Below are 25,420 nucleotides of genomic sequence, written 5' to 3'. Positions count from 1 at the left end.
AGACCGCATGCAAGATTACGTCCTTGGGAAGTGCACACCTTTGAATGAAACCATCTATTCTGCACTCCCAAGTTGAAACTCAGATCCCCGGAATCACAAAAGTTTCAATTCAAACAGAGTGCTTAAGGAACTTGCGACAGAACCCTTCCAAATCGAGAAATGACATACAGTAACGGGCATGTAGGAAGACGGCGAAGAGGATCACATCCTTCGGATACTGTGCGCCTTTGAAAGAGACCCTGAACAGTCATTCGACATCAAAATTTTGATAGCCATTCACTCGAGGCACTTAGGAGCGCAAACAGTAAAAAGTTCGCAATAGATCCGTTCCGGAGGGCCCGGATTTGAACGGCTCGAGTGCTGCGTTGCTCACGGTTTCATCACGTTAATGTAAGTTCGGATGTCCTGGGCTTGAGGCATATTTTGGCGTCGCCTAGGACTTATTAACCAGCAGGTTTGAATCAACTTTAAGGGAAAATGGAACTGAATCAGGTCAAATACTATCTTGCGGTTTGTGAAACCTTCAATTTCACAAAGGCAGCAAAAAAATGCGATGTTTCGCAACCCTCGCTAACCCGTGGAATAAAGCGCCTTGAGGAACAGCTTGGTGGTGATCTGTTTCGGAGAGAGCGCGCACGGACACATCTGACCGAACTGGGTCAGATGATGTATCCAGTGCTCCAAAAATGCTATGAGGGCGCATTGCAGGCAATGCGATTGGCGGAAGATTTTTCTCAGGGAGATCGGGCATCAATTCGCATTGGTATGACGCGCGCCGTCGAAGCGGATAGGATCGTCGGAGCTATTCAAACCCTAGTGTCAGATATTGCGGCAGCAGAGCTGACTATCGTGCGTGACAGTCGCGACGCTGTGTTTAGTGCGCTTGAGTATGGCGACCTAGATTTTGCTGTTGCGACAGGTCGTGACGGGCATTGGGAGCGTTTCGAAACACTCAGCCGGGTTGAGGAACGAATTTTCGCGTTTATGTCTGTTAAGAGTCGGTTTTCTGATTTGAACAGGTTTTCTCTCAACATGTTGGGGAACGAAGCTCTTTTGCTGGAACCTTTCAGCGACTACGACAAAAAGCTGCTGACGCGGTTCCATGAGGCTGGTGTTTCGCCGGGAAAGGTCCACACCATGACTTCGAGATGCGATACCATGAGCTTTCTCAGTGCAAACCTTGGCGTGGCTTTCTTACCCGAAGGCGCACCTTGTCCACCTGAGGTTTGCTCTATGCCCGTGGCGGATCTGGACGTCACTTGCCTTACATCCGTGCTTGCCGTGTCTGGTCGGCGGCACTCTCCGGCAGGGGCGGCTTTTGTAAAAGTTCTCAGGGAAAACGGGTCATGTCAGTCACCGGCTTCGCTATAGATTGCCATTGGCGATAGGCTATGTGTATCGAAACCATACATGTTGATTTATTGACCAAAAGTTTAAGGGTCCGATAGTCGCTCTTCGAAAGAAAGAGAATCTGGGTGTTGATTGAGAATGGTTTTGGGGCGGCATAAGTGGGGCCTTATGTCGACCTGGTTAGGCAAGGAAACTGGGATGAGTATGTAAATGGTTGGGTAACTTTTAAAGTTATCACGGTATTGAAGGCTCCGTGCAGCGCACGAACAGTTCAAGCAGCACCAATTTCTTGGGCGCTGAGGGTGAGCTGGTATCTGCAATAGATGGTCTTTCAAACACATCAAAGTAGATGACGCCAAAACCGACCCAATCAAAGGTTGGCTTCAATTGTCATCGATCCGGTCAGGTCCTGAAAAGGCTGACCAACAGCAAAAAAGTAGAGAAATAATGGTCGGTAACCGTAAGGCTCGTCGCCGTGCAATCGCACTTCGCCGCAAAATTGTCAAAATAGACAGAAAAATCATCAAATCGGCGCTGATCGGTTCAGCCGCTGGTGTTGCATCGCTGGCAATGCCTGCTGACGTTCAGGCCCAGGTTGTTCCCGGCGACCCTCAATGTACGACCAGCGGATCAACCGTAAATTGTAGCGGAGACCTAGAGGCAGGAATCTCGGTCGCAGAACCGGTTGAAACGTTGAATGTGAATAATGTTGACCCAGAGGGAATAACTCCGGCGACCGGAGTTGTCGGAATTTCTTTCGTTTCCGAAGCCGGGGATCTTACATTGAACGCGGAAACGACCGGGTCGCGCGGGATCATTACATCTGGTCTTAACACCCCCGGGATTATCGTGGAACACCAAGGTCCCAACGGCAATATTAGCGTTTCCTCAACCGGCGACGTCAATGCAACCGGGGACAGTATCAGACTTAGTACGGATGCAGGCAACGTAACACTAACCTCTCGGGGTGATGTTGCATCCGTGCGAGACGAAGCGATCGACATTGACGTTGAGGATGGGAATGTAACGGTCGACTCGGTCGGGAATCTGTCAACCCAGACTGGTGCGGGTGAAGAGGCCATCAGGATTGACGTAGACGGGGACGGCGATATCACCGTCAGGTCCACAGGCAATATCGCTTCAAATCAGGATGGTATTGAGGTGGACGTCGATGGAACGGGAGACATCGTCATTGAATCAACAGGCGATGTTACGACCAATACAAATGACGGATTGGATGCCACCACCGAAGACGGCAGCATCTCCATCACTTCGACTGGGACAATACGTGCGAATGATAACGGAATCGAAGCTGACGCGGCCGGCAATATTTCGATCTCATCGACCGGAGACATCAGCGCAAGAGGAAGCGGAATTGAAACCAATGTTTCTGGCGACAGCGACGTTGATGGCAATGTGAGGATAAATACCAATGGCGACATTGATGCAATCAATCATGCTTTGAACGTCAATCTGAATGGCACGGGCGATGTTGAGATTGCAAACAATGGCAACCTGAGTTCGCGCGCCGAGACAATTTTTGTTCTGTCCAACGGTGACAATGTCACCCTTCAATCCACAGGTGATGTTACGTCAGAACGCGCCAGGGGTATTGTCGTGTTTCGCTCTGATGGTGACGGCAACATTGACATCACCCAAACCGGCAACATCGCGGCTGCAGGAACAGGCATCGATGCCCAGACCAATCCGGGTGCCGTTGGCAATATCTTGATCACTTCGCAAGGGAATATCACAACCCAGCAAGACCTTGCGAGCGGCATTCGTGCTGTCCAAAGTGAACTCGGGGCAATCGAAATAAACTCAACCGGAAACCTGTCGACGGCCGGCTCAGAGGCACATGCGATCCGTGCAGAGAATTTCGGAGATGCCGACGGAGATATCGGCATCTCCTCGACCGGCAATATCAACACGACTGGCGACGCCTCCGCTGGTATTTTCGCGAATTCTGAGACCGCCACGTCGCGCAACAATGTGCAGATCACATCTGCAGGGAACATTACCACACAGGGCACGGACTCCGACGGGATCCTCGTTAACGAAGACGGAAGCGGCACTGTTGCCGTAACTTCGACCGGGGATATCACCACCCGCAGCGAAGGCGCAGATGCGATCGAAATCAGAGCCAACGGTGAAGGCAACGTAACGATCGCCTCGGAAGGGAATATCGATGCGTACGCGAATGGCGTTCTCATTGGCGCCGACGCCAGCGATGTGTCTGTAACATCACAGGGCGATATTGCGTCCCAGAACGGCCACGCGATTGAAATTGATGTTGAGGACGGGAATGTAACGGTCGCCTCGGTCGGGAATCTCTCAACCCAGACCGGCGCGGGTGAAGAAGCCATCGGAATTGACGTCGATGGGGATGGCGATATCACAGTAAGATCCACCGGCAATATCACTTCAAATCAGGATGGGATTGAGGTGGACATCGATGGTGCAGGAGACATCACGATTGAATCAACGGGCAATGTTACGACCAACAGAAATGACGGATTGGATGGCACCACCGAAGACGGCAGCATCTCCATCACTTCAACCGGACAGATACGCGCAAGCGGTGGAGGAATTGAAGCTGCCGCAACTGACAATATCACAATCACATCGACCGGAAACGTCACCGCCGGAGATAACGGAATCGACGCTGAAACAACCGGTGATATTACAATCTCATCGAACGGCAATATCACTGCCGAAGGGGACGGAATCAGTGCGCTCGTTCCCGACGAAGGCGAGGGCGACGGCAACGTCACGATAACAAACACCGGTGATATCTCCGCAAGAAGTAATGCCGTGTTCGTCGACTTGTATTCAACGGGAGACATTGAGTTTGTCAGTACTGGCGACCTGACTTCCCGTCAGGAAGCAATTTCTGTTTTGACCGACGGTGACAATGTCACCATCGAATCCAATGGCGATGTTACATCGGAGTCAAACAGCGGCATTTCTGTTACTCGCTACGATGGCAACGGCGACATCAACATTACTCAAACCGGCAACATCGTGGCTGCGAACCAAGGCATAGAGGCCCAAATGTTGCGGAACGTTGATGGTAACATTTTGGTCACGTCACAAGGAAACATCACAACCCGGAATAACTCCGGTGTTGGTATTCTTGCGACCCGCTCCGGAAACGGAGAAATCGAAATTACCTCGACCGGAACCATTTCGACATCAGGGGCAGACGCGAACGGAATCCGTGCCCAACGGCAGGGAGGCTCGGGCGACATTGCGATCCGCGCGTTGGGTGAAATCAGTACTTCAGGCAACAATGGCGACGGGATCATGGCCGAGCGCACGCAAGGTGTCGGGGACATTTCTGTCGATGTGGCTGCAAATATCGAAACGCAGGGTGATGCGGCGAGCGGAATCGACATCAATTCGTTTAGCCCCGATGCCGACAATAATGTCGGAGTCATTGCAACCGGAAACATCACGACGGCCGGTTCCAACGCGTCAGGAATTCTCGTCCGTAAATCGGGCACTGGGAACGTCGAGATCAATACCAGCGGGAATATCACAACAAGAGGTGAATCTTCTTCCGGCGTCACGGTTTTGAACGTTGAGGGGGGCGATACGGTCATAACTTCGGACAGCGTTATCGCCACACAGGCAGAGGCATCCAATGGCATTGTCGGGTTTAGTTTGAACGGCGATGGGGAAGTGAAAATCCAGTCCAATGGTGCGATCACTACTGCAGGAAGGTCTGCGAATGGGATCGGAGCGGGCAAGGAAGCTGGTGTCGGGAATGTTACTGTTAACAATACGGGCAGGATTGAAACCGCTGGGGTCGACGCCAACGGGATTGTTGCGGAAATCCGTGGCATCGAAATTGAAAGTGACACCGCCGTAACAGTTGAAATCGAGTCCGCCGGCGAAATCTTGACCCGCGGCGACCAATCAAACGGGATTGAAGTTCAAAACCCTGGCCGGGGCAACACTGCGATCCGAGTCGGCGACAACATTTCGGCAGAGGGCGCACGCGCCAGCGGTATCCGTGTCACAGGCTCAGCTATGAATACGTCCACTGTCTCCATCAATGGTGCAACTGTCCAAGGTGGCTCAGGTGATGGTTCGGCCATACGTTTTGACTCGGCCGCGGGTGCAACGAATGTTTTAAATACGGCGGGTGAGGTTGTCCTGTCGTCGCTGGGTGGATCTGCTGTGATCGGAGGCGCTGGTAACACTACGATCAACAATTTCGGAACACTGACCGCAACAGCCAACGGTGCTATTATGCTGGGCGAAGGCACAAATGCTTTCAACAACCAGGCTGGCAGTACTTTCAACACTGGTGGCGTTGTCAATCTGGGTGCAGGAAACACTTTGACCAATGACGGGGTGCTATCTCCGGGTGGGCGGGGAACGATCGCAACCACGAGTGTGACAGGCAGACTGGTGCAGGGGGAAAGTGGCCGCTTCGCCGTCGATCTCGACTTGGATAGCGGCGCGGCGGACCGCTTGAACGTTTCAGAAACCGCAGCCTTGAACGGTACCGTGGACGTCAACGTATTGAACGGGTCGGCCCGGTCCCAGCAATTCACAATTTTGACTGCGGAAGGTGGCACGGCGAACGAAGGTGTGACTCTGAATGGTTTCTCCATCAGCCCAATCCTGCAGGCTGAACTGCGGTTTCCCAATGCAAATGACGTGGTCCTGGCGACCAACGTAATCTTCGCCGCTCCTGGCGCTGGGCTGAACGCCAATCAGCGCAACACCGCCAATGCAATTGATGCGGCCTTTGAAGACGGGGATGAGAACATTGCCCCGGTAACCAACGCCCTGCTTAACGAAGTGTCTAACGCCGATGAATTGAAAGAAGCGTATGACCAACTTGGCGCGGCGGGACTTCTCAGCAGTGAAAGCGCGGCATTGGTCAACGCTCAGAACTTCACCAATCAGCTGTTTTCGTGCCAAGTGACCGGCGTAGAATACGCCGCCATCTCGGAAGGCAGCTGTTTCTGGGCACGGCCTCAGACCCGGCATTTCGATCAGGATGGAACGTCGGATTCTGTCGGTTACGACAGCCGGTCCTACGGGATCAGCGTCGGTGGTCAGCTTGAGTTCCGGCCCGATTGGTTTGCCGGGTTTGCACTGGCGTACGAATCTGGCGATATCTCCTCAACGTCCGGCGTCGAAAGTGATTTTGACTCGTATTCGGTCGGCCTGAGCCTGAAGCGCACGTTCGGGCGGTTTGCCTTGTCCGGGGCAATCGCTGGCGGTGTGGGCGATTTCGACACGACGCGTTCCGTCACGTTCGGCGGCCTCTTCGCATCGAACACATCGAACTACGACGTCGATTATCTGTCGGCACAGGTACGAGCGGCATATCTGATTGAACGCAGCTCGGGTTATCTCAAGCCTATGCTGGATTTGAACCTGACGCGCGTTAAGCGTGACGGATTCACGGAATCCGGGACGTCAGCAACGGGCCTGTCCGTTGACGCCAACAGCGAGACCTATTTCTCGGTCAGCCCGTCACTGGAGTTCGGTCAGGACCTGCAGATCCGCGAAAATCTGGCGCTGCGTGCATACGGGAAAATCGGGGCGACGTATTTCAACAATACGGATACAACCGTAACGGCACGTCTTGGCGATGGACCTGATTTCACCAACTCGACAGATGCCGACAACCTGTTTGCCGATGTCGAAGCGGGGGTGACGTTCTTTACCCAAGGCGAAAAATCCATTCAGCTTGGATATCGGGGCCGGTTCTCGGACAATACACGCATCAACAGCGCCTTTATCAAGGGCAGCATCAAATTTTAATCGAATGAGATGGTTGATCTGAACCAACCGCGACAAGGGGAAGAAGCCTTCTCCTTGTCGCAACGGGACGTATCGCCAAATTTGGCGCCCGATTAGAAAGTGTTGTGGACAGTGCGGAATTGCTCGGATGTGCGGATCGCACCGTTGCAAAAAATCGCCGCTATCCTGTGGATATACGAGAATTAAAGGCACAAAATCGGACCAAATGTCCGGCAATGTTTCTGCGTCCAGTAATTAAGGGCACAGTGACATCGATCGGTTTTGTCGCCAAGGTTTGAGCCCGTTGAGTTGTTTGAGCAATCGCTTGTGAGTCAGGTGGCGAGCTCAGCGAACTGCTGAAATGGACAAAGTTCGGGCGTAAGTTGGCCCTTTCGGATCATGTGCGACACTTCGATTCCGTCGAGCGTTGCGGCCGCTGAAGCGAACGACTTGAACCCGCACATGTGGCATATGCGACGCTTGATGAACCTGTGATCCTGCTCGATCAGGTTGTTATCCGGCATGAATGATCGCGACGCTTCAATCGGAGGTTTTGAAGGCCTCGATTTGGGTTAGAGTTGATCTACCGGGATCCGGTTGTCAGAGGCAGTTGGGAAGGCTTCTGTATCGAGAGCCTAATCGCCGCTGCGGCACGCGGAACTGAAGCAAGCTTCTATCGCTCTTCCGCTGGCGCTGAGGTTGATTTGATGTTGGAGCTTCCCCGAGGCGCCCTCTGGGCCATAGAGATCAAGCGGACGACATCTGCCAAGGTGACGCGCGGGTTTCACATCGCGACAGAAGATTTGGACGTCTCAGAACGCATACTTGTCTATGCGGACGGGAAGGAGGTGCCGGGGCAGGAGGGAGTACGGGCAATGCCCCTCAAAAGTGCTATGGAACGGCTGGCGTCCGCAAAGGCTAAATAGCGACCGGGCCGGAAGTAGCGGGTTCGGAATTGAACGTTGTAGCCCACCTCTGGCCGAACCTTGTTGCAATTGAAAATACTGCCACGAGCGGCCCAAATCTGATGGGGTGGATGGCTTCTGCTCCAACCGGCGTCGCAATGCGCCATAATGCGGGTTTCAAAATCTGCTTATGAGAGGAGCCACCCCATGCAAGTCGCCACAATTGGCGTTGATCTGGCCAAGAACGTTTCCAAGTCCACGGGATCACCGCTACCGCAGAAGTCGTGTTCACCAAGCCATTGCGACGAGCGCAATTTCTGTCGTTCTTTGCAAAACTGGGCCCCTGCTTAATCGGCATGGAGTCGTGCAGTAGTGCTCATCATTGGGCCCGCGAACTTACTGCAATGGGTTACGAGGTTCGACTGATCCCGCCGATGTATGTAAAGCCATACGTCAAACGTGGAAAGTCGGATGCCATCGATGCCGAGGCCATCTGCGAGGCTGTGACCCGACCGACCATGCGCTTTGTGGCCACCAAAACGGTCGAACAACAATCTCTGCTGTCACTCCATCGTGCCCGCGATCTTCTGGTGCGCCAGAGAACGCAACTCATCAACAATCTGCGTGGCTTGGTTGCTGAGTTTGGCATCTTCATTCCAAGAGGTCTCGCCCGGGTGATTGGCTTTGCTGAGGATATCACACTTGGTGAGGTTCTCGATTTGCCCGACATCGCCAACGAAGTGATCCACAATCTGTGCGAACAACTCATGGCTTTGCATAAAAGGGTCCGCTGGTACGAAGGACGCCTGAAGCAAGTGGCCAAAGAAGATGAACGGGTGCGCTTGTTGCGCACAATCCCGGGCATCGGTGCGGTAACGGCCTCTGCGATTATCGCCAGCATCGGCGATGGGCATCAGTTCCGAAACGGCAGGGAATTTGCTGCCTGGTTGGGTTTGACCCCCGCAAACAAATCCAGCGGCGGCAAGGAGAAGCTGGGGCGGATCACCAAGGTGGGCGATCAGTATCTGCGATCTTTGCTTGTCGTCGGCATGACATCATTAGTCCGACAGACACGGTCACACCCTGAACGCGCCAGCAAGTGGCTGACATCACAACTCGAACGCATACCTGCGCTGGTCGCAACTGTCGCAATGGCTAATAAGACTGCCCGGATCGTCCGGGCAGTGCTCACCCGCAACGAACTTTACAGCCCACGCGCTGTAGCCTGAGACGAAAGGAACATCGAGTTAGCAAGACCCGCGAGATGATGGTGCATAAGTCTGCCGCCAAAGCCAAGAAACTCCGCCGAATGGCGCGAGCATAATAGTCCGTAAAGCTGATAGGAACTTGGTTTGCGGAACCCATCAGGGCTAGCGGTCAAAACCGCGCAAACAGGCAGGACACATGACTGCTTCTGACAAATGCACAAATCAGATCAAAAAGGACTTGCTATGCAGGAGCCATCCACACAAGATATTCGCTTCGCTCTCTTGTTTCATATGTGTGTCATGTGAAAGCCGACATTCGATGCGACCAATAAGTTTGTCACAGCGTACCTCCTGATCCGAGTTTTGACCCAAAGTAATGGTAAACGCTGTAAGAAACGAAGTTGACTTTCATCTAGAATTTCAAGGATGGGTGTAACAAAACCAAAACTATATTGATTTAGCCTCCAATTGTCGGCCGTAATATATGACAACGCGAAAAGACCGATGTGGTAGGTAGGTTGTTAGAACATCTGGTGATTTGTTCCACCGGGACTCAACAAGTCTTCTAAATTAGAAGCGGCTGTCAGCGTCACAGGAAGGAATCAGGCTCTGACGCGCATGAACACTAGCAATACGAGTGTCCTGCACGCATCCTCAGGCCTAAGATGAAATACCGTCCACTTGTAGTTCATGAATTGCAAAAAAGTTAAAAAATTCAATTGTTTCCAGGGGCCTCATTTAATTACTAAAAATTTAGTTTGACAGGTGCGCAAAAAATCGCTGATGCTGTCTGCTATCCGGTTTGCGCCGGAAAACCATAATTTTTTGGGAGGAAAGAGATGCGGAGACATCTACTTTCCGCAGTGGCGGCTGCTGCCGTCATTGCGGGGCACGGTCCCGTTTGGGCCGACGAAGCCGCAGCACAACGTTGGATCGACGACGAATTCCAGCCATCGACCTTGTCGAAAGACGAACAGATGTCGGAAATGCAGTGGTTCATTGAAGCTGCACAGCCTTATGCTGGCATGGAAATCAACGTCCTGTCCGAAGGCATCCCGACACATTCCTACGAATCCGAGGTTCTGACCAAGGCGTTCGAGGAAATCACCGGTATCAAGGTCAATCACCAGATCCTCGGTGAGGGCGAAGTGGTTCAGGCTGTTCAGACTCAGCTTCAGACAGGTCGGAACCTGTATGATGGCTATGTCAATGACAGCGACCTGATCGGCACGCACTCGCGTCTTCAACTGGCCTATCCGCTGACCGACATGATGGGCGGTGATTGGGCGGCGTCGACTTCGCCGACGCTGGATCTGGATGACTTCATGGGCATTCAGTTCACCACCGGTCCGGACGGCAAGCTGTATCAGCTGCCCGACCAGCAGTTCGCCAACCTCTACTGGTTCCGCAAGGACTGGTTCGATGATGAGGCCAACAAAGCCGCCTTCAAGGAAAAGTACGGCTATGATCTGGGTGTTCCAGTCAACTGGTCTGCTTACGAAGACATCGCCGATTTCTTCACCAACGACGTGAAAGAAGTCGACGGCACCACGATCTATGGCCACATGGATTACGGCAAGCGCGCGCCTGACCTGGGCTGGCGTATGACCGACGCCTGGCTGTCGATGGCTGGTGCTGGCGATGTGGGCGAACCCAATGGTATCCCGGTCGACGAATGGGGCATCCGTATGGAAGCTGGCACCTGTAACCCGGTCGGTGCTTCGGTATCGCGCGGCGGTGCTGCTAACGGCCCGGCTGCGGTCTATGCGATCCGTAAGTGGGACGAATGGCTGCGGAACTACGCTCCTCCGGGTGCGGCGTCTTATGACTTTTACCAGTCTCTGCCTGCGCTGAGCCAGGGCAACGTAGCCCAGCAGATCTTCTGGTACACCGCCTTTACCGCCGACATGGTGAAGCCGAAATCCGAAGGCAACAACACCGTGGATGACGAAGGTACGCCACTGTGGCGGATGGCGCCCAGCCCGCACGGCCCCTACTGGGAAGACGGCCAGAAGGTTGGGTATCAGGACGTGGGTTCCTGGACCTTCCTGAAGTCGACCCCTGCGGATCGTGCTCAGGCGGCTTGGCTCTATGCCCAGTTCGTGACGTCCAAAACTGTCGATGTGAAGAAGTCCCATGTGGGTCTGACCTTCATTCGCGACAGCTCGGTCAACCACGAGTCGTTCACCGAACGCGCACCCAAGCTGGGTGGTCTGGTCGAGTTCTACCGCTCGCCTGATCGTGTGGCATGGTCGCCGACCGGCATCAACGTGCCGGACTATCCGAAGCTGGCCCAGATCTGGTGGCAGCAGATCGGTGACGTGAACTCGGGCGCATTCACCCCGCAAGAGGCGATGGACCGTCTGGCTGAAGAGATGGACATCACCATGGCCCGCATGCAGGCCGCGGATGAAAGCGCCGGTGTCTACGGTGGCTGTGGTCCCCGCTTGAACGAGCCGCAGGATGCGTCGTTCTGGTTGGAAAAAGCAGGCTCGCCCAAAGCCAAGCTCGAGAACGAAAAGCCGCAGGGTCAAACCGTCAACTATGACGAACTGGTTCAGCGCTGGCAGTCTCAATAAGCCATTGAAACCCGGGGATGCCGCTTTAGGCATCCCCACCTCAAGGCCAGTGCGACGCACTGAAGAACCGGAACCCACGGACATGATCGAACTACAAGATGCCACCAAACGCGTTGGCAACGTTATCCATATCAAGCCCACGACCCTGACGCTGCAAACCGGCCATTTCAATGTACTGCTGGGCGCGACGGGATCGGGCAAAACTTCTCTGATCAAGATGATGGCCGGGCTGGACCCGGTCGCCTCAGGCAAGGTGCTGATGGACGGGCAGGACGTCACAAGGCTGAACACGCAAAAGCGGCAGATCAGCCTCGTGCACCAGTTCTTCGTGAACTATCCGCATATGACTGTTTTTGACAACATCGCCTCACCTTTGCGTGTGGCAGGGATGGCGAAATCCGAGATTGAAGGACGCGTGGAAGAGGCCGCCGACTTGCTGCAGCTGCGCCCGATGTTGCATCGCCGACCGCATGAGTTGTCAGGCGGCCAACAACAACGTACCGCGTTGGCCCGTGCCATCGCAAAAGAAAGCCGAGCCGTGTTCCTCGATGAACCGTTGGCCAACCTGGATTACAAGCTGCGCGAAGAACTGCGCGAGCAGCTACCCGACCTGTTTGCCGGTCGTGGGGCGGTGGTGGTTTACGCCACCTCGGAACCCGAAGAGGCGCTGCTTTTGGGTGGATATACCGCCCTTATGGAAGACGGTCGCGTTACTCAATTCGGCCCGACTGCTGATATCTATCGCAACCCTGAGAATATTGCCGCTGCGCGCGTGTTTTCAGACCCGCCGATCAATGTGGCCCGCGTCACCGTGTCCGGTGCACAAGCGCGATTGGCGGGTGGAGGCGGCTGGCAGGTCGCAGATATGACCGATGGCGAGTACATGGTCGCAGTGCGGCCGCACCGAGTGACACCAATCCGCACCTCGGATGCGGATGTGGAACTGACCGGTCGGGTGATTGTAACCGAATTGTCAGGGTCGGATTCCAGCGCTCATTTCCAGCATGGGGACGATGCGTGGGTCTCTTTGGCAGCTGGTGTACATCCCTATCAGGTGGGCGAAGACCATCGTTTTTTCATGAACCCGGCCCATTGCCGGTATTTCGGCCAAGACGGCAAAAGGGTAGCCTGACATGGCACAGATCAAGCTTTCAAACCTTAAACACAGCTATATGCCGACGCCAAAAGGCCCGGATGACTACGCGCTGAAGGAAATTGACGTGACCTGGCGCGATGGCGGGGCGTATGCCCTGTTGGGGCCATCAGGTTGCGGGAAGTCCACGTTGCTAAACATCATTTCCGGCCTTCTGACACCGTCTGAAGGGCAGATCCTGTTCAATGACCGCGACGTGACGGCCTTGCCGCCAGATCAACGCAATATCGCGCAGGTGTTCCAGTTTCCGGTGATCTACGACACGATGACCGTGGGTGAAAACCTGGCTTTTCCGCTGAAAAATCGAGGTGTCGACGCCGCGACAATCAAACGCCGCGTTGATGAGATAGCCGAGATGCTGGACGTCACCGAGTTACTGAGAACCCGCGCGTCGGGCCTTAGCCCCGACAACAAACAGAAGATCTCGATGGGGCGCGGTTTAGTGCGTGATGACGTGAATGCGGTGATGTTCGACGAACCGCTGACTGTGATCGACCCACACCTGAAATGGAAACTGCGGTCGAAACTGAAGGAACTGCATCAGCGCGTCAAAGCCACGATGATTTACGTGACCCACGACCAGACTGAGGCGCTGACCTTCGCGGACGAAGTGGTCGTGATGCAAGACGGTGAAGTGGTTCAGATCGGCACGCCTGTCGAGCTGTTCGAACGTCCTCAGCACACGTTTGTTGGTCACTTCATCGGCTCTCCCGGCATGAACGTTCTGCCCTGTGAAGCCAGGGACGACCGCGCCGTTTTCGAAGGCCACGAAGTGATGCTGGAAGGTCCGACCCATGGTGATGGCGGTCGCACCGATCTGGGCATCCGCCCCGAATATGTGGGGTTCGGTGACACAGGTATCCCTGCACATGTAACCAAGGTCTCGGATATTGGCCGTCACTACGTGGTCAGCGCCATGGTCGGTAACACAGCGCTGAAAGCAGTAACTGAACACAGTGTCCCGGAACCGGGATCACAAATCTTCCTGCAATTCAAACCTGAACAATCGCGCGTCTACCGCGACGGCTGGATCGCAAGCGAGGAGCGGGCACAATGAGAACGGAAAACCAAAAGGCATGGTTCTTTGTCTTGCCGGTGCTGGCACTCGTCGCGTTCAACGCGCTGGTGCCGATGATGACGGTGGTCAACTACTCAGTGCAGGAGACCTTCGGCAACAACCAGTTTTTCTGGGAGGGACTGGGCTGGTTCGAACAGATCCTGCGCTCTGATCGGTTTCAGGCTGCGCTTGGACGGCAGTTCCTGTTCACTTTCCTGATCCTGCTGATTGAGGTGCCCTTGGGCATCATCGTAGCCCTGTCGATGCCGCGCAAAGGGTTCTGGGTTCCTGTTTGTCTGGTTCTCATGGCTCTGCCGATGCTGATCCCATGGAATGTAGTCGGGTCGATGTGGAATATCTTTACTCTGCCCAAGATCGGCTTGCTGGGCTATTTCCTAAATGACGTTTTGGGCATCAACTATGACATGACGCAGCAGCCGCTGTCGGCGTGGATCACGGTCGTCATCATGGATGTCTGGCACTGGACTTCATTGGTCGTACTACTCTGCTATGCTGGCCTCGTGTCGATCCCGGACGCCTATTATCAGGCCGCCAAGATTGACGGCGCCAGCCCGTGGTCGGTGTTCCGCTATATTCAGCTGCCCAAGATGAAAACAGTCCTGACCATCGCAGTACTGCTGCGGTTCATGGACAGTTTCAACATCTATACCGAGCCCTTCGTTCTGACCGGCGGCGGCCCCGGCAATTCAACCACCTTGCTGTCGATCGACCTTGTGAAGATCGCTCTGGGACAGTTCGACCTTGGTCCTGCAGCCGCGATGAGCCTGATCTACTTCGCCATCACGCTGCTGGTGTCTTGGGTCTTCTACACTCTGATGACAAAGGATGACGCGCAATGAAGAAGCGGTCCCTTATCCCAATCCTCTATATCGCGTTTCTGATGCTGCCGATCTATTGGCTGGTGGCGATGTCCTTCAAGACCACGAACGAGATTCTGTCGGGCTTTTCCCTGTTCCCGCAGACCTTCACGCTGGAGAATTACATCACCATCTTCACAGATCCGACGTGGTATTGGGGCTACATAAATTCGATTGCCTACGTGACAATCAACACGGTGCTTTCCGTTTGTGTGGCCTTGCCCGCCGCTTATGCGTTCTCGCGCTATCGGTTCCTTGGTGACAAGCAGCTGTTCTTTTGGCTGCTGACCAACCGTATGGCTCCGGCTGCGGTGTTTGCGCTGCCTTTCTTTCAGCTGTACTCGTCTATCGGATTGTTCGACACATATCTGGCCGTGGCACTTGCCCATACACTGTTCAACGTGCCGTTGGCTGTTTGGATCCTGGAAGGTTTCATGCGCGGCATTCCCAAAGAACTGGATGAGACCGCATATGTGGATGGCTATTCGTTCCCACGTTTCTTCGTGACGATTTTCCTGCCGAACATCAAAGCGGGTGTCGGTGTCGCGGCCTTCTTCTGTTTCATGTTTTCGTGGGTCGAGATGCTGTTGGCTAAGACCCTGACTGCGGTGGAGGCTAAACCCATCGCGGCCGTCATGACGCGTACTGCCTCCAGCGCCGGGTACGAGCTGGGCCTGCTGGCCGCTGCCGGAACCCTGACCATCATCCCCGGAGCCATCGTCATTTGGTTTGTCCGCAACTACATCGCGCGCGGTTTCGCGATGGGTCGTGTGTGAGGTTCAATATGCGTAAACTTCTTCTCATCCTCCCCTTCCTACCCACGACGGCCTTGGCTCAGGCTCAGACCGGATGGGGCAACGTTGGCCAGCAAGAGGAAAAGGGATTTTCCTGGACCGACCCTTTGTGGCCCGATTTCTGGATGGCCTGGACGCCTGCGACACTTGCAGTTTTCGTTGGGATATTCTCAGCCATCGCGCTGATTGGCGTTCTAGAAGGCTTCAAATATCGCGACGGGATTGAGCGGCGCGGCGTATTGGGTCTGACCACCACGCTCGGCGATCGTCTCTTCATCACGCTTCTCGGGGCTGCCTACATCTTTCTGGCCTGGCTCGGATTGGTTGGGCAACCGGTTTGGACGCCGCTGTTTTTGTCCATCGGTTGGGGCATCTTCGTCTTCTGGAAAGTTTAAGCTTTGCGAAACTGCGAAAGGATGCTTGTCTGTCAGGCATACTAAAAAATGGCGACACCGAGACTGATGCGAAAGAAAAAAACAACAAACTTACTGACCGAAGTAGAGCTGGAGTTCATGAACGAGCTCTGGGCGCTGGGTCAGGGCTCGGTCCGTGACGTTCTTGATCGTTTGCCGCCGGATCGAAATCTGGCCTACACATCTGGCGCAACAATTTTGCGCATCCTCGATGAAAAGGGATTTGTAGAAAGTGAGAAAAACGGCAAGTCGCTGACGTATCGGCCACTTCTGGAAAAAGACAGGTATCAGTCGCGTTCGCTGCAAAATCTTTCCCGGACGTTGTTCGACGACACCCCTGCAACGTTGGTTGCAAGGCTGGTCGACGATGCGGGACTGACAGAAGATGATCTGGAGGAAATTCGAGCACTGGTAGAGAGGAGACTGCAAAATGACGGCGGTTAAACCGGTTCTCGACGCGTTTCTCGAGTTCAATATTGTGCTTGGATTGTCAGCGTTAATTTGGCTGGCTGCCCGCGCGGCGTTGGGTCGTACATCGATGCGATATGGCTTTGTTGCGCAACTCCGTTCCCTCAAGACGCTATGCATTTGTGTTGTACTGAGCCCGTTTTTGGCACTGGGTGTTTCGACAATTGCCGGTCTGGTTTGGCCGGGACGTGCAGTGGCATTGGGTGACATTGCTGTTGCCGCCTACTTGCGCGGCGACATCGCTATGCCAGCAGCGCAATTCGAAGCGCTGCTGAATAGCCGCGAGCGATGGATTGATCACGTATTGTCCGGCAACAATGCCTTTGTAACCTACGCTTCGATCGCGCTGGCGCTGATTTCGGCAATGTTGGCGATCAGGGTAATGCGCGATGCTTGGGCTATTCGTAAGGCTGTAAAATCCAGCTTCCTTTGGCGCCGCTCATCGAATGTAGATATTCGCCTGTCCGACCGTGTAACCGTGCCCTTTGCCGTGCGGGGCTTGCGTCGCCGGCATGTCGTTTTGCCCAGCCATCTGTTGAACGCGCCAGCCGAACTCCGGTTCGCGCTGGCTCATGAGTTCCAGCATATCCGTGCTAGGGATGTGGAGTGGGAATTGGGCTTCGAACTCCTGCGACCAGTATTGTTCTGGAACCCGGCTTTTCTTGTATTGAAGCATCAGTTTGACCGACTTCGGGAACTGGCCTGTGATCAATCTGTTGTGTCGCGCAAAGGGATCAACGCAAAAGACTATACCGCTTGCCTGTTGGACTATTGTGCGCGGTCTGTCGCATTGAGTAACCCACGCGTTCTTCACGTGGCTTTGGTGAACGGCACCAAGGCAAAACATGTATTGCGGCAACGCGTAGTAGCGCTGACTGAGGCGCCAATCACGACGACACACTTACCAGCAGCGTTCCTCGGGATGACATTAACCTTGGCTACAGTCCTTGCCATTGGTTCTGCATCAATCCGTCAAACTCAGGATTGGAGCCATGATCGGTTAATGCTTTCCACAGTTGTAAATCTGGAGCGTCTGGAAGCTAGAAATCAAGGAAATTGACCGCTGCTGTAAAGTTCCGGTTTGAACCAGTTCGACGGCGTCAGAACGACATACGAGAATATTGGATTCTGGCGTTTTGTAACGCTTCCGTTCAGCCGTTTTTTCAAGCTTCTGTCAGTTTCGCATAAGTGCGATCTATAACCCGCCGGACTTCGGGGACGCTCGGTGCCAGGTAAAGATAGTGTGTGAGAGGACAATACACAGTTTTGCCGCACTGACTCAAACACCCCGTTTGATCTAGTGGCAGTTCCAAGGGGCGGGTCAACGCGTTACTTGTTTGCGGATTAAACCCCCGCTTTAACTGACTGTTCTGTCGCCTTATCCATCCCAAGAATACTTCGTTTACGATTGGGAGAAGATGTTAGAACGGACTGATACGCCTCCGCTGCTCGGTCCGCGTCACCGGTTGCCATCAACAAATCACCCAATAGCTCACGCGCAGGCAAAACGTGGCCCGGTGTTACAGGAGCTTTGGTGCAGATCGCGGCGAAGGTGTCAGTGCGAACCAAACCCGGTCATCGCAGTTTTGTGCTGCGTGAGCACATAGCAAAAAAACTGCTGCGCAAGCATTGGTCAGCTTGCCGCTACTCAGCGAGAAGAACGGTCAATCGTGCTCAGCGCAGCGATCAAGACGACTCAAATTCACAGGTAGGCGGGACAATCTGCGCTTTCGCTGCATTTGCGCGATGGTCAGCTTTCTATTCCGGAACTGCCATCAGACCAACCGCGTGGGCCCCGGCGATGATGTTGCTGGCGATGTGATGCCCGAGTGCACGTAGTTCGGCGTCGGGGGCGACGATATCGGGGACTTGCACCGTAATGAGGCCTGCCGCGTGGGCCGCGCGGACGCCGTTGGGCGAATCCTCGAACGCAACGCAGTTTGACGGATCCTGACCCAGGCGTGCTGTGGCATGTAGGTAGATATCTGGCGCAGGCTTGCTGGCAGCGACCTGATCGCCGCCTACTACGTCGCGAAAAAGCGCGCTGAGACCCGCTCGCTCGAGATGCAGATGCGCCTTTTCTGTCTGGGTGCTGGTGGCGATGATGTAAGGTATATCCCGCTCGCGTAGGTGTTCTGCCATCGCGCGCGCACCCGGTTTGACAGGGATGCAATCCGCCAGCCGTTGCGCGATTTCGGCGTCCCAGACGGCATCAAATTCTTCCAGCGTGACACGCCCAGCTAGCCCTTCGGTTAAAAGTCGGCGTCCCAGCGCACGGTTTGTGCCGACTAGCCGACGGAACAGGTCGTCTTCACGCGGCAATCCGAGAGCGTCAAGCGTTGTACGGAAGCCCTCGAAGTATACACGCTCGGTGTCGAGCAACAGGCCATCCATATCGAATACGACGGCATGGGGAGTGGGAAGAGGCATAAGGGGTGGCCGTGCTGAGGTTTGAGTGTGCGTAGCTTGAATGAACGTTTTCTGGCGAATTGGAAAGGCCGCAAAGCAGGACGCAGCGGACAATTGGCGCCTCAATTTTTTCGAAGCGCTTTGATGATTGCTGCAGTTTCCTGTTTTCCAAAGCCAGCGTCCTGCGCACGTTTGACCCAATTGCGCATTACAGTTGGTAGTTCAGTGTTGATACCCATAGAAACAGCGTGATTGTACAAACCGGTGACCGCCTCTCCTGCCACATCAACTGATGCGCCGCCGCCAGAAATCTCGTCGAAGGAACCTGCATGGATTGCTTCGGTAAGTGGGATAGCCCTGTCACCTGCGGGAAGGATGGACGTGAACTCAGACACAGGCAATCCCTCTGCTTCGCAGACGAGCGATCCATGAATACTCCCAAAAATTATTCCAAGGAGTCGCGAAAGAAACGCAAGCTCCAATGTCGCTGCCGAGCGGACGTTGGAACCCAAGTAGCGTAAATCGCCGGCGAGTACGTCCAGGTTTGCCTTGCTATCTGAAAATGCGATTTCGTCTCCGGCGACCGCTATCCGGCCGGTTGACGTTCCGATATCGCCTGGCCAACACATTATCGTGCCGTCAAGGTAACCTGCGCCCCAATTGTTAAATTGCTTTCTACTGTCCTCTGATTCTTGCGGCGACGAAGTGCCAAGCTGAATAATGTTTCTACCGGCGGCCGCCTTTGAGACTGGAGGAGTATCAAAAAGAGCGTTTGTGGTTGAGTAGTTGAGAAGGCAGATCAATGTCCTGGGGCTTGCCGAAATGGCCTCATCCAAATCATCAGCCACCCGCGCACCCCGATCCACCAAGGAGGTCATTTTGTCCTGCGTGCGGTTCCAGACGGTAACGTTACGCCCGGAGTCCAAGAGCGCGGTTGCCAGAGCAGTTCCCATTGCGCCCAGTCCAACAACCGTAATGTCGCTCGTCATCCCCAATTCCCCCATTGTGCCCCGCTTACCAACCGCAAGCCTGTAAACGATATCACGGATGACAGGGGAGAGCCGGGGAATCTAATATTCCGCTTTGAGCTCAAAACGGATGAGGTGGGTGGCTCCTGCTCCACCGGCATCGAATGTGCCAAAGTGCAGTTGTCATCGACTGCTAGGAAAGGAGCCATCCACCTCATCCGGTTCGGGCCGTGCGCAACAGTTCGAACAAGTCAGTTACACGAGGGCTTGGTCCATCCTTCTGCCGTCACATCCAGACTAAAATTTCGTCGGTAGCGAAGGTTTCCCGCCAGTTACGTCGAAAAAATCACATGACGGTACCGGCCGACATCCCAAGAAAATACGGAGACCCTGGGCTCGGATCGTAGAGCGTTGGACTGCAGAACACAGATCGAAATACCTTGCCGTGATTTCAGACGGCAAAGCTCCGCCGTATTAGGCCGGCTACGAACAGGCATGTAACTAACATCTCCAGGTTGAGCTACCGTGAGTTGTGCTGAGGCGAGTCGGATCCCGACCCGCTGTTTTTTCACCAGATCAAAAAAGCGAGGCTCACATGGTTACTACACTGGCTGCGGGTGACATTGCGTTTACCGGGTTCAATTCCGACAATCCCGACGAGTTCACATTTGTTGCTTTGACCGACATCGAGGCAGGAACCGAGATCAAGTTCACTGATAACGGTTGGTTCGCAGCCGGCGGTTTCCGCAGCAGTGAGGGTATATTCGTCTGGACGGCACCCGCAAACATTGCTGCGGGTACGGTGATCAACCCCGCATTTACCGGGCCGAACTTTTCGGCCAGCGGTGATCAGATCCACGCGTATCAGGGTGACGACGACACGCCCAGTTTTGTCGCATCGGTTCATTTCAATGGGGACGGATATGAGCCTGACGCAACATCGTCGAATACGTCTGCACTGCCCTCGGGGTTGACCGTCGGCACCAGCGCAATTGCCCTCACCGAAACCGACAACGGTGTTTATAGCGGCCCGCTTTCCGGTACAAAGGCCGAATTACAGGCCGCCATCAACGACCCGGCCAACTGGAAAACCAGCAATACCAGGATTGAAGATGTTGAACCTGCGGGGTTCACCGTCACGGATGCCGCGCCCTCGCCATCGGTCATCATAAATGATTTGGACCTGACGACCGATGAAGGGGGAATGGCAGATACATATGAAGTCACGTTGTCAGTCGCGCCCGAACAGCCGGTCACGATCACCATAGCCGCAGGGGCTGATCTTGACGTCGTGCCAACTGAACTGGTGTTTGACGCTACCAACTTTGACCAGCCTCAACAAATCGCCGTCACCGCCGTTGACGACGATTTGCCCGAAGCGGCCGAGGTCGTGGACATTCAGCACACGGTAACCTCGGACGATCCCGCATTCGACGGTATTCTGGCCCCTGTTGTCGAGGTGTCCATCTCGGCAAGCGACATTGAAATCGTGTCGATCTATGAAATCCAGGGCGCGGGCCACGTGTCTGAATTTGTTCTTGCAGATGGACAAACGGTTGCGGATTTCTTCGCGAACCTGCCCGCCGGACCGTCGAGTGTTCTGGGCGACATGGTTTCAACCAGCGGCATCGTCACCGCGGTGGATTCCAACGGGTTCTATCTGCAGGACCCTGATGGCGATGGCAACGATGCGACCTCGGATGCGATTTTTGTGTTCACTGGATCGAACCCGACCGTCACCGTGGGTGACGCCATTTCCGTGGGCGGAACCGTTGCCGAGTTCTTTCCCGGAGGCACAGGCAGTGGCAACCTGCCGACCACCCAACTGACCAATGTTTTTGACCTGGAGGTGCAGTCATCGGGCAATGCGCTGCCCGAAGCGGTTCTGATTGGCAATGATCCGGGTGAGCGGGCGGTGCCCAACCAAAGCATCGACGATGATGCGTTTGCCTCATTCGATCCAACCCAGGATGGCATCGACTTCTTCGAAAGCCTGGAAGGGATGCGCGTGACTGCAACGGATTTGCAAGCCGTCAGCGGAACCAGCCGGTTCGGTGAAATCTTTGCGGTTGCCGATCAGGGTAGTGGCGCAACCGGCCTTTCTGAGCGCGGAACGCTCAATATCTCACCAGACGACTTCAATCCTGAGAAAATCCAGATCGACGAAGACAGTGGAATTTTCGATTTCGACTTTCCCACGGTGAATGTCGGCGATCACCTTGGCGACGTCACGGGTGTGGTGGGCTATAGTTTCGGAAACTACGAAATCCTGCCGACCGAGGATTTTACACCAAATATCCAGTCAGCAGGGTTGGAACAGGAAACGACCACCCTAGCCAGTTCAGGCAACGAGCTGACGATTGCGACATACAATGTTCTTAACCTCGACCCCAATGATGGCGACGGCGACCAAGATGTCGCCGACGGTCGGTTTGCCGCCATTGCCGAGCAGATCACCAATAACCTCAACAGCCCGGACATCATTGGTCTGCAAGAGGTGCAGGACAATTCGGGCTCGGACGATGACGGAACCGTTTCGGCGTCGGAAACCCTGGCGGAACTGGCCGCAGCTATCTTGGCGGCGGGTGGTCCGGCTTATGAGGTGATCGACAACACCTTTATCGGGGACGGAACATCCGGGGGTCAGCCCGGCGGCAACATCCGCACCGCCTTTCTCTACAATCCTGATCGTGTCTCGTTAGTGGAAGGATCCGTGCAGACCATCAGTGGGCAAGGTGAAGGCGAGGCCTTTGAGGGCGCACGTTTGCCATTGGTCGCAGATTTTGTTTTCAACGGTGAAACCGTCACGGTGGTCAACAATCACTTTTCATCCAAAGGTGGTTCTGCGCCTATCTTGGGAACCGAACAGGACTTTGCCGCTCGCCAAGAAGACGTTGATGTGAACGGCAGTCTGGATGAGCGCCAGGCCCAGAGCCAGGCTGTTCAGGATTTCGTCAACGGACTGGGTGATGGCGCCAATGCAGTTGTGTTGGGTGACTTCAACGAATTTGAATTTGTCTCACCCGTAGCTGACCTTGAGGCCAATACCGACCTCGTCAACCTTACAAACGATATCCCGGAAGACGAACGCTATAGCTTTGAGTTTCAGGGCAACAGCCAGTCGTTGGATCATATTCTCGTGTCCGAGGATCTGCATTCCGGGGCACAGGTTGACATCGTCCACGTCAATTCGGAGTTCGCCGCAACCAGCGGGCGCGCCTCGGATCACGATCCCATGGTGGCAAGCCTGTTCATTCCAGAAACCCAGAGTTTGGCCGTTGAGTTCGAAGCGGGCCGCTGGTTCAAAACCAAGGCCTTTGAAAGCATCGATGGCGAAGTTGTGGATGTCGACCGGCTTGGCCCGGTGCGCAACAGTCTCACGTTTTCGGATGTGGGTATCAAAGTGGATGCGATCGATCCAACCAATTTCGAGCTGGTTGCGATCAAACATGGGGCGATTGGCGTGTTCTCATTCGACGACTCGTTGTTTAGCCGCGATGCCGCATCGGTTGACGGTGACGAAAGCCTCAGAATTGCGCTGGAAGACACGGACCTGGAAGCGGTGGAGTTCATCTTTAGCTTTGGCGACAGTCACGGCGGCGGTGAGGTCGAGGTTACCTTCTACGATGACGGTGTTCTTGTCGGCACCATGGTGGCGGATGCTGACGATGGCGACTTCTCAGGATCGCTGGGGCGTACGACCTTTGACGCAGTTGAGTTGTCAGCATTAGATGACACCATGTTTACAGTCGACGAATTTGCGTTCGAAGTGATCGATCAGAACCTGATTGCCTAAAGCAATGCCACACGGGGTCACCCTAGTACTACCGTGTGGCAAACCGCATGCAAATAATACCGCATCACGAACACTCGAAACCTCGAACAGAATGGATTAGCCAGCTTGAGCCATTGAATTTGATGCGCTGCGAAAAGAACTTTGCATCACTATCGTGCAAGTTTGATCTGATCTGACGTCCAGAAAAATATACATCCGCAACTTTGTTATTGCTGCCAGCCACTAGTGCCTCGCACGGCATTGTCCAAAAGGGGTTCAGAGCCGTACAATGCCGCGATCCGCGCCGACGACGAGGACCTTAGTTGGTGAATGTCTATTCCATCAAAGAGTTAAGCTGCAACGACGCGCGAAGCGTCAGTTTGGCTGCAGGTGAAATCCGCATACTGCGAATGTCTTGTGTGGATGGCGCCCGCATAGCAAAGGGTTGAATGTGGTTTTGCGTGTCTTTTCAGAAGCGGTCTTGTGTCCGGCCTGTTTACGCGGTTTTGACCGCTGGCCTGAATGCGCACCGTGATCTCGTACCAGCCAAGACGATTGTGCAGGTCGATCAACTGCCGGCTGAGAACCCGAAGAACATCTTGAGCCAACTCAGGCAGTTCGGCATGGCTTCCTTCGACGATCCCTTTCGCAAAATCGATGGCGCGGGCGACTCCGCGCGCCTGATGCAACGATAGAAGTGTTTGTTGCTCTTCGGATTTGATTTCGACAAACCGCATGGTCGGTCGCGTCACCGCCTCGCAGATCGCTTCTGCATCCACAGCATCGGATTTGCCCGCTATATATATAGGGTTTGACGTACGACGGCGGCATCAGCCGGACTGTATGACCTAGTTTCGAAAGTCGATACGCCCAGTAGTGGCTGGACGAACAAGCCTCGATTCCGACCAAACATGGCGCAAGAAGCTGGAAAAACACTAGGACCTGAGGTCAGCGTAAAGGCCGGTTACACATCTTGCCTGTCATCCGTGACGCCGTGCACATGAAAGATGTTCTTGGTCAAATCCAGGCCAGCGGCGATATCCTGCATGGGGGTGGCTCCTCTCAACCGCAGATCATGGCACCTGAACTATGGCGCATTGCGACGCCGGGAGCGGGGGGCCATCCACCCCATCTGCAATGCGGGTTGCGATCGCTGAAACCTGATTGCAAATCGAAGGTCGGCGATGGGCCGGCTCAAGGGGCACTGGTTACAAGGCGATACTTTCGGAACATCGATCCATCGTATGTCATCTCGCCCTCAAACCTTGCGCCCATGCGCTTCAATGCCCCCAATTTAGTGCGACTAGGAGGAAGCAGGAGCGTCACGCATGGGATACGATCTTCGCCGTGCGCAAACTCCAGCGCTTGAGCGGTTATCCTCATCCCCAACCCGAAGGCCGAGGGTTTCAGCACGAGACCGTAGTCCCAGTCAGGACCTTCACGCTTAAAGCCGCCCCATCCCACATACGCGCCGTCCGCCAGAATTGCCCAATGGCCCAACCCGTCCTGCGCCCACTTGGCTTCTCTCATTGCCACGAAGTCAGCTGTGCGCCGCTCATCCCAGTTGCCTTGGAGCAAAGGCATGTGCAGAGCCAGAGCTGGATCGGACATATGCTCCGCAATATCCTCGACCGCAATCTCGGGTAGGCGCGTGAAGGTGATTTTTGTCATGTGCTCGTTTGCGACACGCCGTA

At 54.6% G+C, this 25,420-nt stretch carries 15 protein-coding genes and 4 pseudogenes; 13 read left to right on the top strand and 6 right to left on the bottom strand.

The genetic code is table 11. The features are described 5' to 3' along the window. Window positions 1-145 precede the first annotated feature (145 nt). A pseudogene (locus tag AC2FI8_RS23405) lies at window positions 146-247 on the bottom strand (IS6 family transposase); the annotation flags it as partial. 230 nt (window positions 248-477) lie between these two features. Here AC2FI8_RS23405 and AC2FI8_RS23400 point away from each other — a divergent pair. Together AC2FI8_RS23400 and AC2FI8_RS23395 are read left to right on the top strand one after the other, a co-directional pair. After that, window positions 478-1,371 (top strand): LysR family transcriptional regulator, encoded by an 894-nt coding sequence (locus AC2FI8_RS23400; protein WP_496781122.1) that lies wholly within the window; start codon window positions 478-480, stop codon window positions 1,369-1,371. A 426-nt stretch (window positions 1,372-1,797) separates the two neighbouring features. Continuing rightward, the gene (locus AC2FI8_RS23395) at window positions 1,798-7,140 is read left to right on the top strand and encodes an autotransporter domain-containing protein (RefSeq protein WP_496781121.1); all 5,343 of its coding nucleotides are present in this window, start codon (window positions 1,798-1,800) and stop codon (window positions 7,138-7,140) included. A gap of 311 nt (window positions 7,141-7,451) precedes the next feature. Here AC2FI8_RS23395 and AC2FI8_RS23390 read toward each other — a convergent pair. After that, window positions 7,452-7,634 (bottom strand): annotated as a pseudogene (locus AC2FI8_RS23390) (DDE-type integrase/transposase/recombinase); the annotation flags it as partial. Between the two features lie 63 nt (window positions 7,635-7,697). On the opposite strand from AC2FI8_RS23390, the gene AC2FI8_RS23385 reads away from it, so the two are divergent. The 10 genes and pseudogenes from AC2FI8_RS23385 (at window position 7,698) to AC2FI8_RS23340 (ending at window position 17,634) form a co-directional block, all read left to right on the top strand. Continuing rightward, the gene (locus AC2FI8_RS23385; RefSeq protein WP_496770641.1) at window positions 7,698-8,045 is read left to right on the top strand and encodes a DUF4143 domain-containing protein; all 348 of its coding nucleotides are present in this window, start codon (window positions 7,698-7,700) and stop codon (window positions 8,043-8,045) included. Between the two features lie 186 nt (window positions 8,046-8,231). Beyond that, a pseudogene (locus tag AC2FI8_RS23380) lies at window positions 8,232-9,253 on the top strand (IS110 family RNA-guided transposase). Window positions 9,254-10,071: 818 nt separating this feature from the next. After that, window positions 10,072-11,811: an ABC transporter substrate-binding protein gene (locus tag AC2FI8_RS23375; RefSeq protein WP_496770639.1), complete on the top strand. Its 1,740-nt coding sequence runs from the start codon at window positions 10,072-10,074 to the stop codon at window positions 11,809-11,811. A gap of 82 nt (window positions 11,812-11,893) precedes the next feature. Continuing rightward, a complete protein-coding gene (locus tag AC2FI8_RS23370) occupies window positions 11,894-12,943 on the top strand; it encodes an ABC transporter ATP-binding protein (protein ID WP_108859744.1) in 1,050 nt (349 codons plus the stop codon). Between the two features lies 1 nt (window position 12,944). Beyond that, complete coding sequence (locus tag AC2FI8_RS23365; RefSeq protein WP_496781120.1) at window positions 12,945-14,021, top strand: ABC transporter ATP-binding protein; 1,077 nt, start codon at window positions 12,945-12,947, stop codon at window positions 14,019-14,021. Beyond that, complete coding sequence (locus AC2FI8_RS23360) at window positions 14,018-14,881, top strand: carbohydrate ABC transporter permease (protein WP_058274620.1); 864 nt, start codon at window positions 14,018-14,020, stop codon at window positions 14,879-14,881. Before AC2FI8_RS23365 ends, AC2FI8_RS23360 begins: the two co-directional genes overlap by 4 nt. Beyond that, the gene (locus AC2FI8_RS23355; RefSeq protein ID WP_058274621.1) at window positions 14,878-15,675 is read left to right on the top strand and encodes a carbohydrate ABC transporter permease; all 798 of its coding nucleotides are present in this window, start codon (window positions 14,878-14,880) and stop codon (window positions 15,673-15,675) included. The genes AC2FI8_RS23360 and AC2FI8_RS23355 overlap by 4 nt, the downstream gene beginning before the upstream one ends. Before the next feature lie 8 nt (window positions 15,676-15,683). Continuing rightward, window positions 15,684-16,088: a DUF2160 domain-containing protein gene (locus AC2FI8_RS23350; RefSeq protein WP_058274638.1), complete on the top strand. Its 405-nt coding sequence runs from the start codon at window positions 15,684-15,686 to the stop codon at window positions 16,086-16,088. Between the two features lie 66 nt (window positions 16,089-16,154). After that, window positions 16,155-16,550: a BlaI/MecI/CopY family transcriptional regulator gene (locus AC2FI8_RS23345; protein ID WP_170559558.1), complete on the top strand. Its 396-nt coding sequence runs from the start codon at window positions 16,155-16,157 to the stop codon at window positions 16,548-16,550. After that, the gene (locus AC2FI8_RS23340; RefSeq protein WP_496781119.1) at window positions 16,537-17,634 is read left to right on the top strand and encodes a M56 family metallopeptidase; all 1,098 of its coding nucleotides are present in this window, start codon (window positions 16,537-16,539) and stop codon (window positions 17,632-17,634) included. Before AC2FI8_RS23345 ends, AC2FI8_RS23340 begins: the two co-directional genes overlap by 14 nt. A gap of 698 nt (window positions 17,635-18,332) precedes the next feature. Here AC2FI8_RS23340 and AC2FI8_RS23335 read toward each other — a convergent pair. Then, a complete protein-coding gene (locus AC2FI8_RS23335; protein ID WP_496781118.1) occupies window positions 18,333-19,004 on the bottom strand; it encodes an HAD family hydrolase in 672 nt (223 codons plus the stop codon). Between the two features lie 101 nt (window positions 19,005-19,105). Beyond that, window positions 19,106-19,972: an NAD(P)-dependent oxidoreductase gene (locus tag AC2FI8_RS23330; RefSeq protein WP_496781117.1), complete on the bottom strand. Its 867-nt coding sequence runs from the start codon at window positions 19,970-19,972 to the stop codon at window positions 19,106-19,108. Window positions 19,973-20,546: 574 nt separating this feature from the next. Here AC2FI8_RS23330 and AC2FI8_RS23325 point away from each other — a divergent pair. Further along, the gene (locus AC2FI8_RS23325) at window positions 20,547-23,747 is read left to right on the top strand and encodes a DUF8508 domain-containing protein (protein ID WP_496781116.1); all 3,201 of its coding nucleotides are present in this window, start codon (window positions 20,547-20,549) and stop codon (window positions 23,745-23,747) included. Window positions 23,748-24,241: 494 nt separating this feature from the next. On the opposite strand, the pseudogene AC2FI8_RS23320 reads toward AC2FI8_RS23325, so the two are convergent. Next, window positions 24,242-24,774: pseudogene (locus tag AC2FI8_RS23320) on the bottom strand (IS110 family transposase); the annotation flags it as partial. Between the two features lie 146 nt (window positions 24,775-24,920). After that, the gene (locus AC2FI8_RS23315) at window positions 24,921-25,397 is read right to left on the bottom strand and encodes a GNAT family N-acetyltransferase (RefSeq protein ID WP_496727478.1); all 477 of its coding nucleotides are present in this window, start codon (window positions 25,395-25,397) and stop codon (window positions 24,921-24,923) included. Window positions 25,398-25,420 lie beyond the last annotated feature (23 nt).

The sequence above is a fragment of the Ruegeria sp. CDSB029 genome, assembly GCF_059611125.1.
Note: the sequence above shows the minus strand (reverse complement) of the source record. Positions and strands in the feature narration are given on the sequence as shown.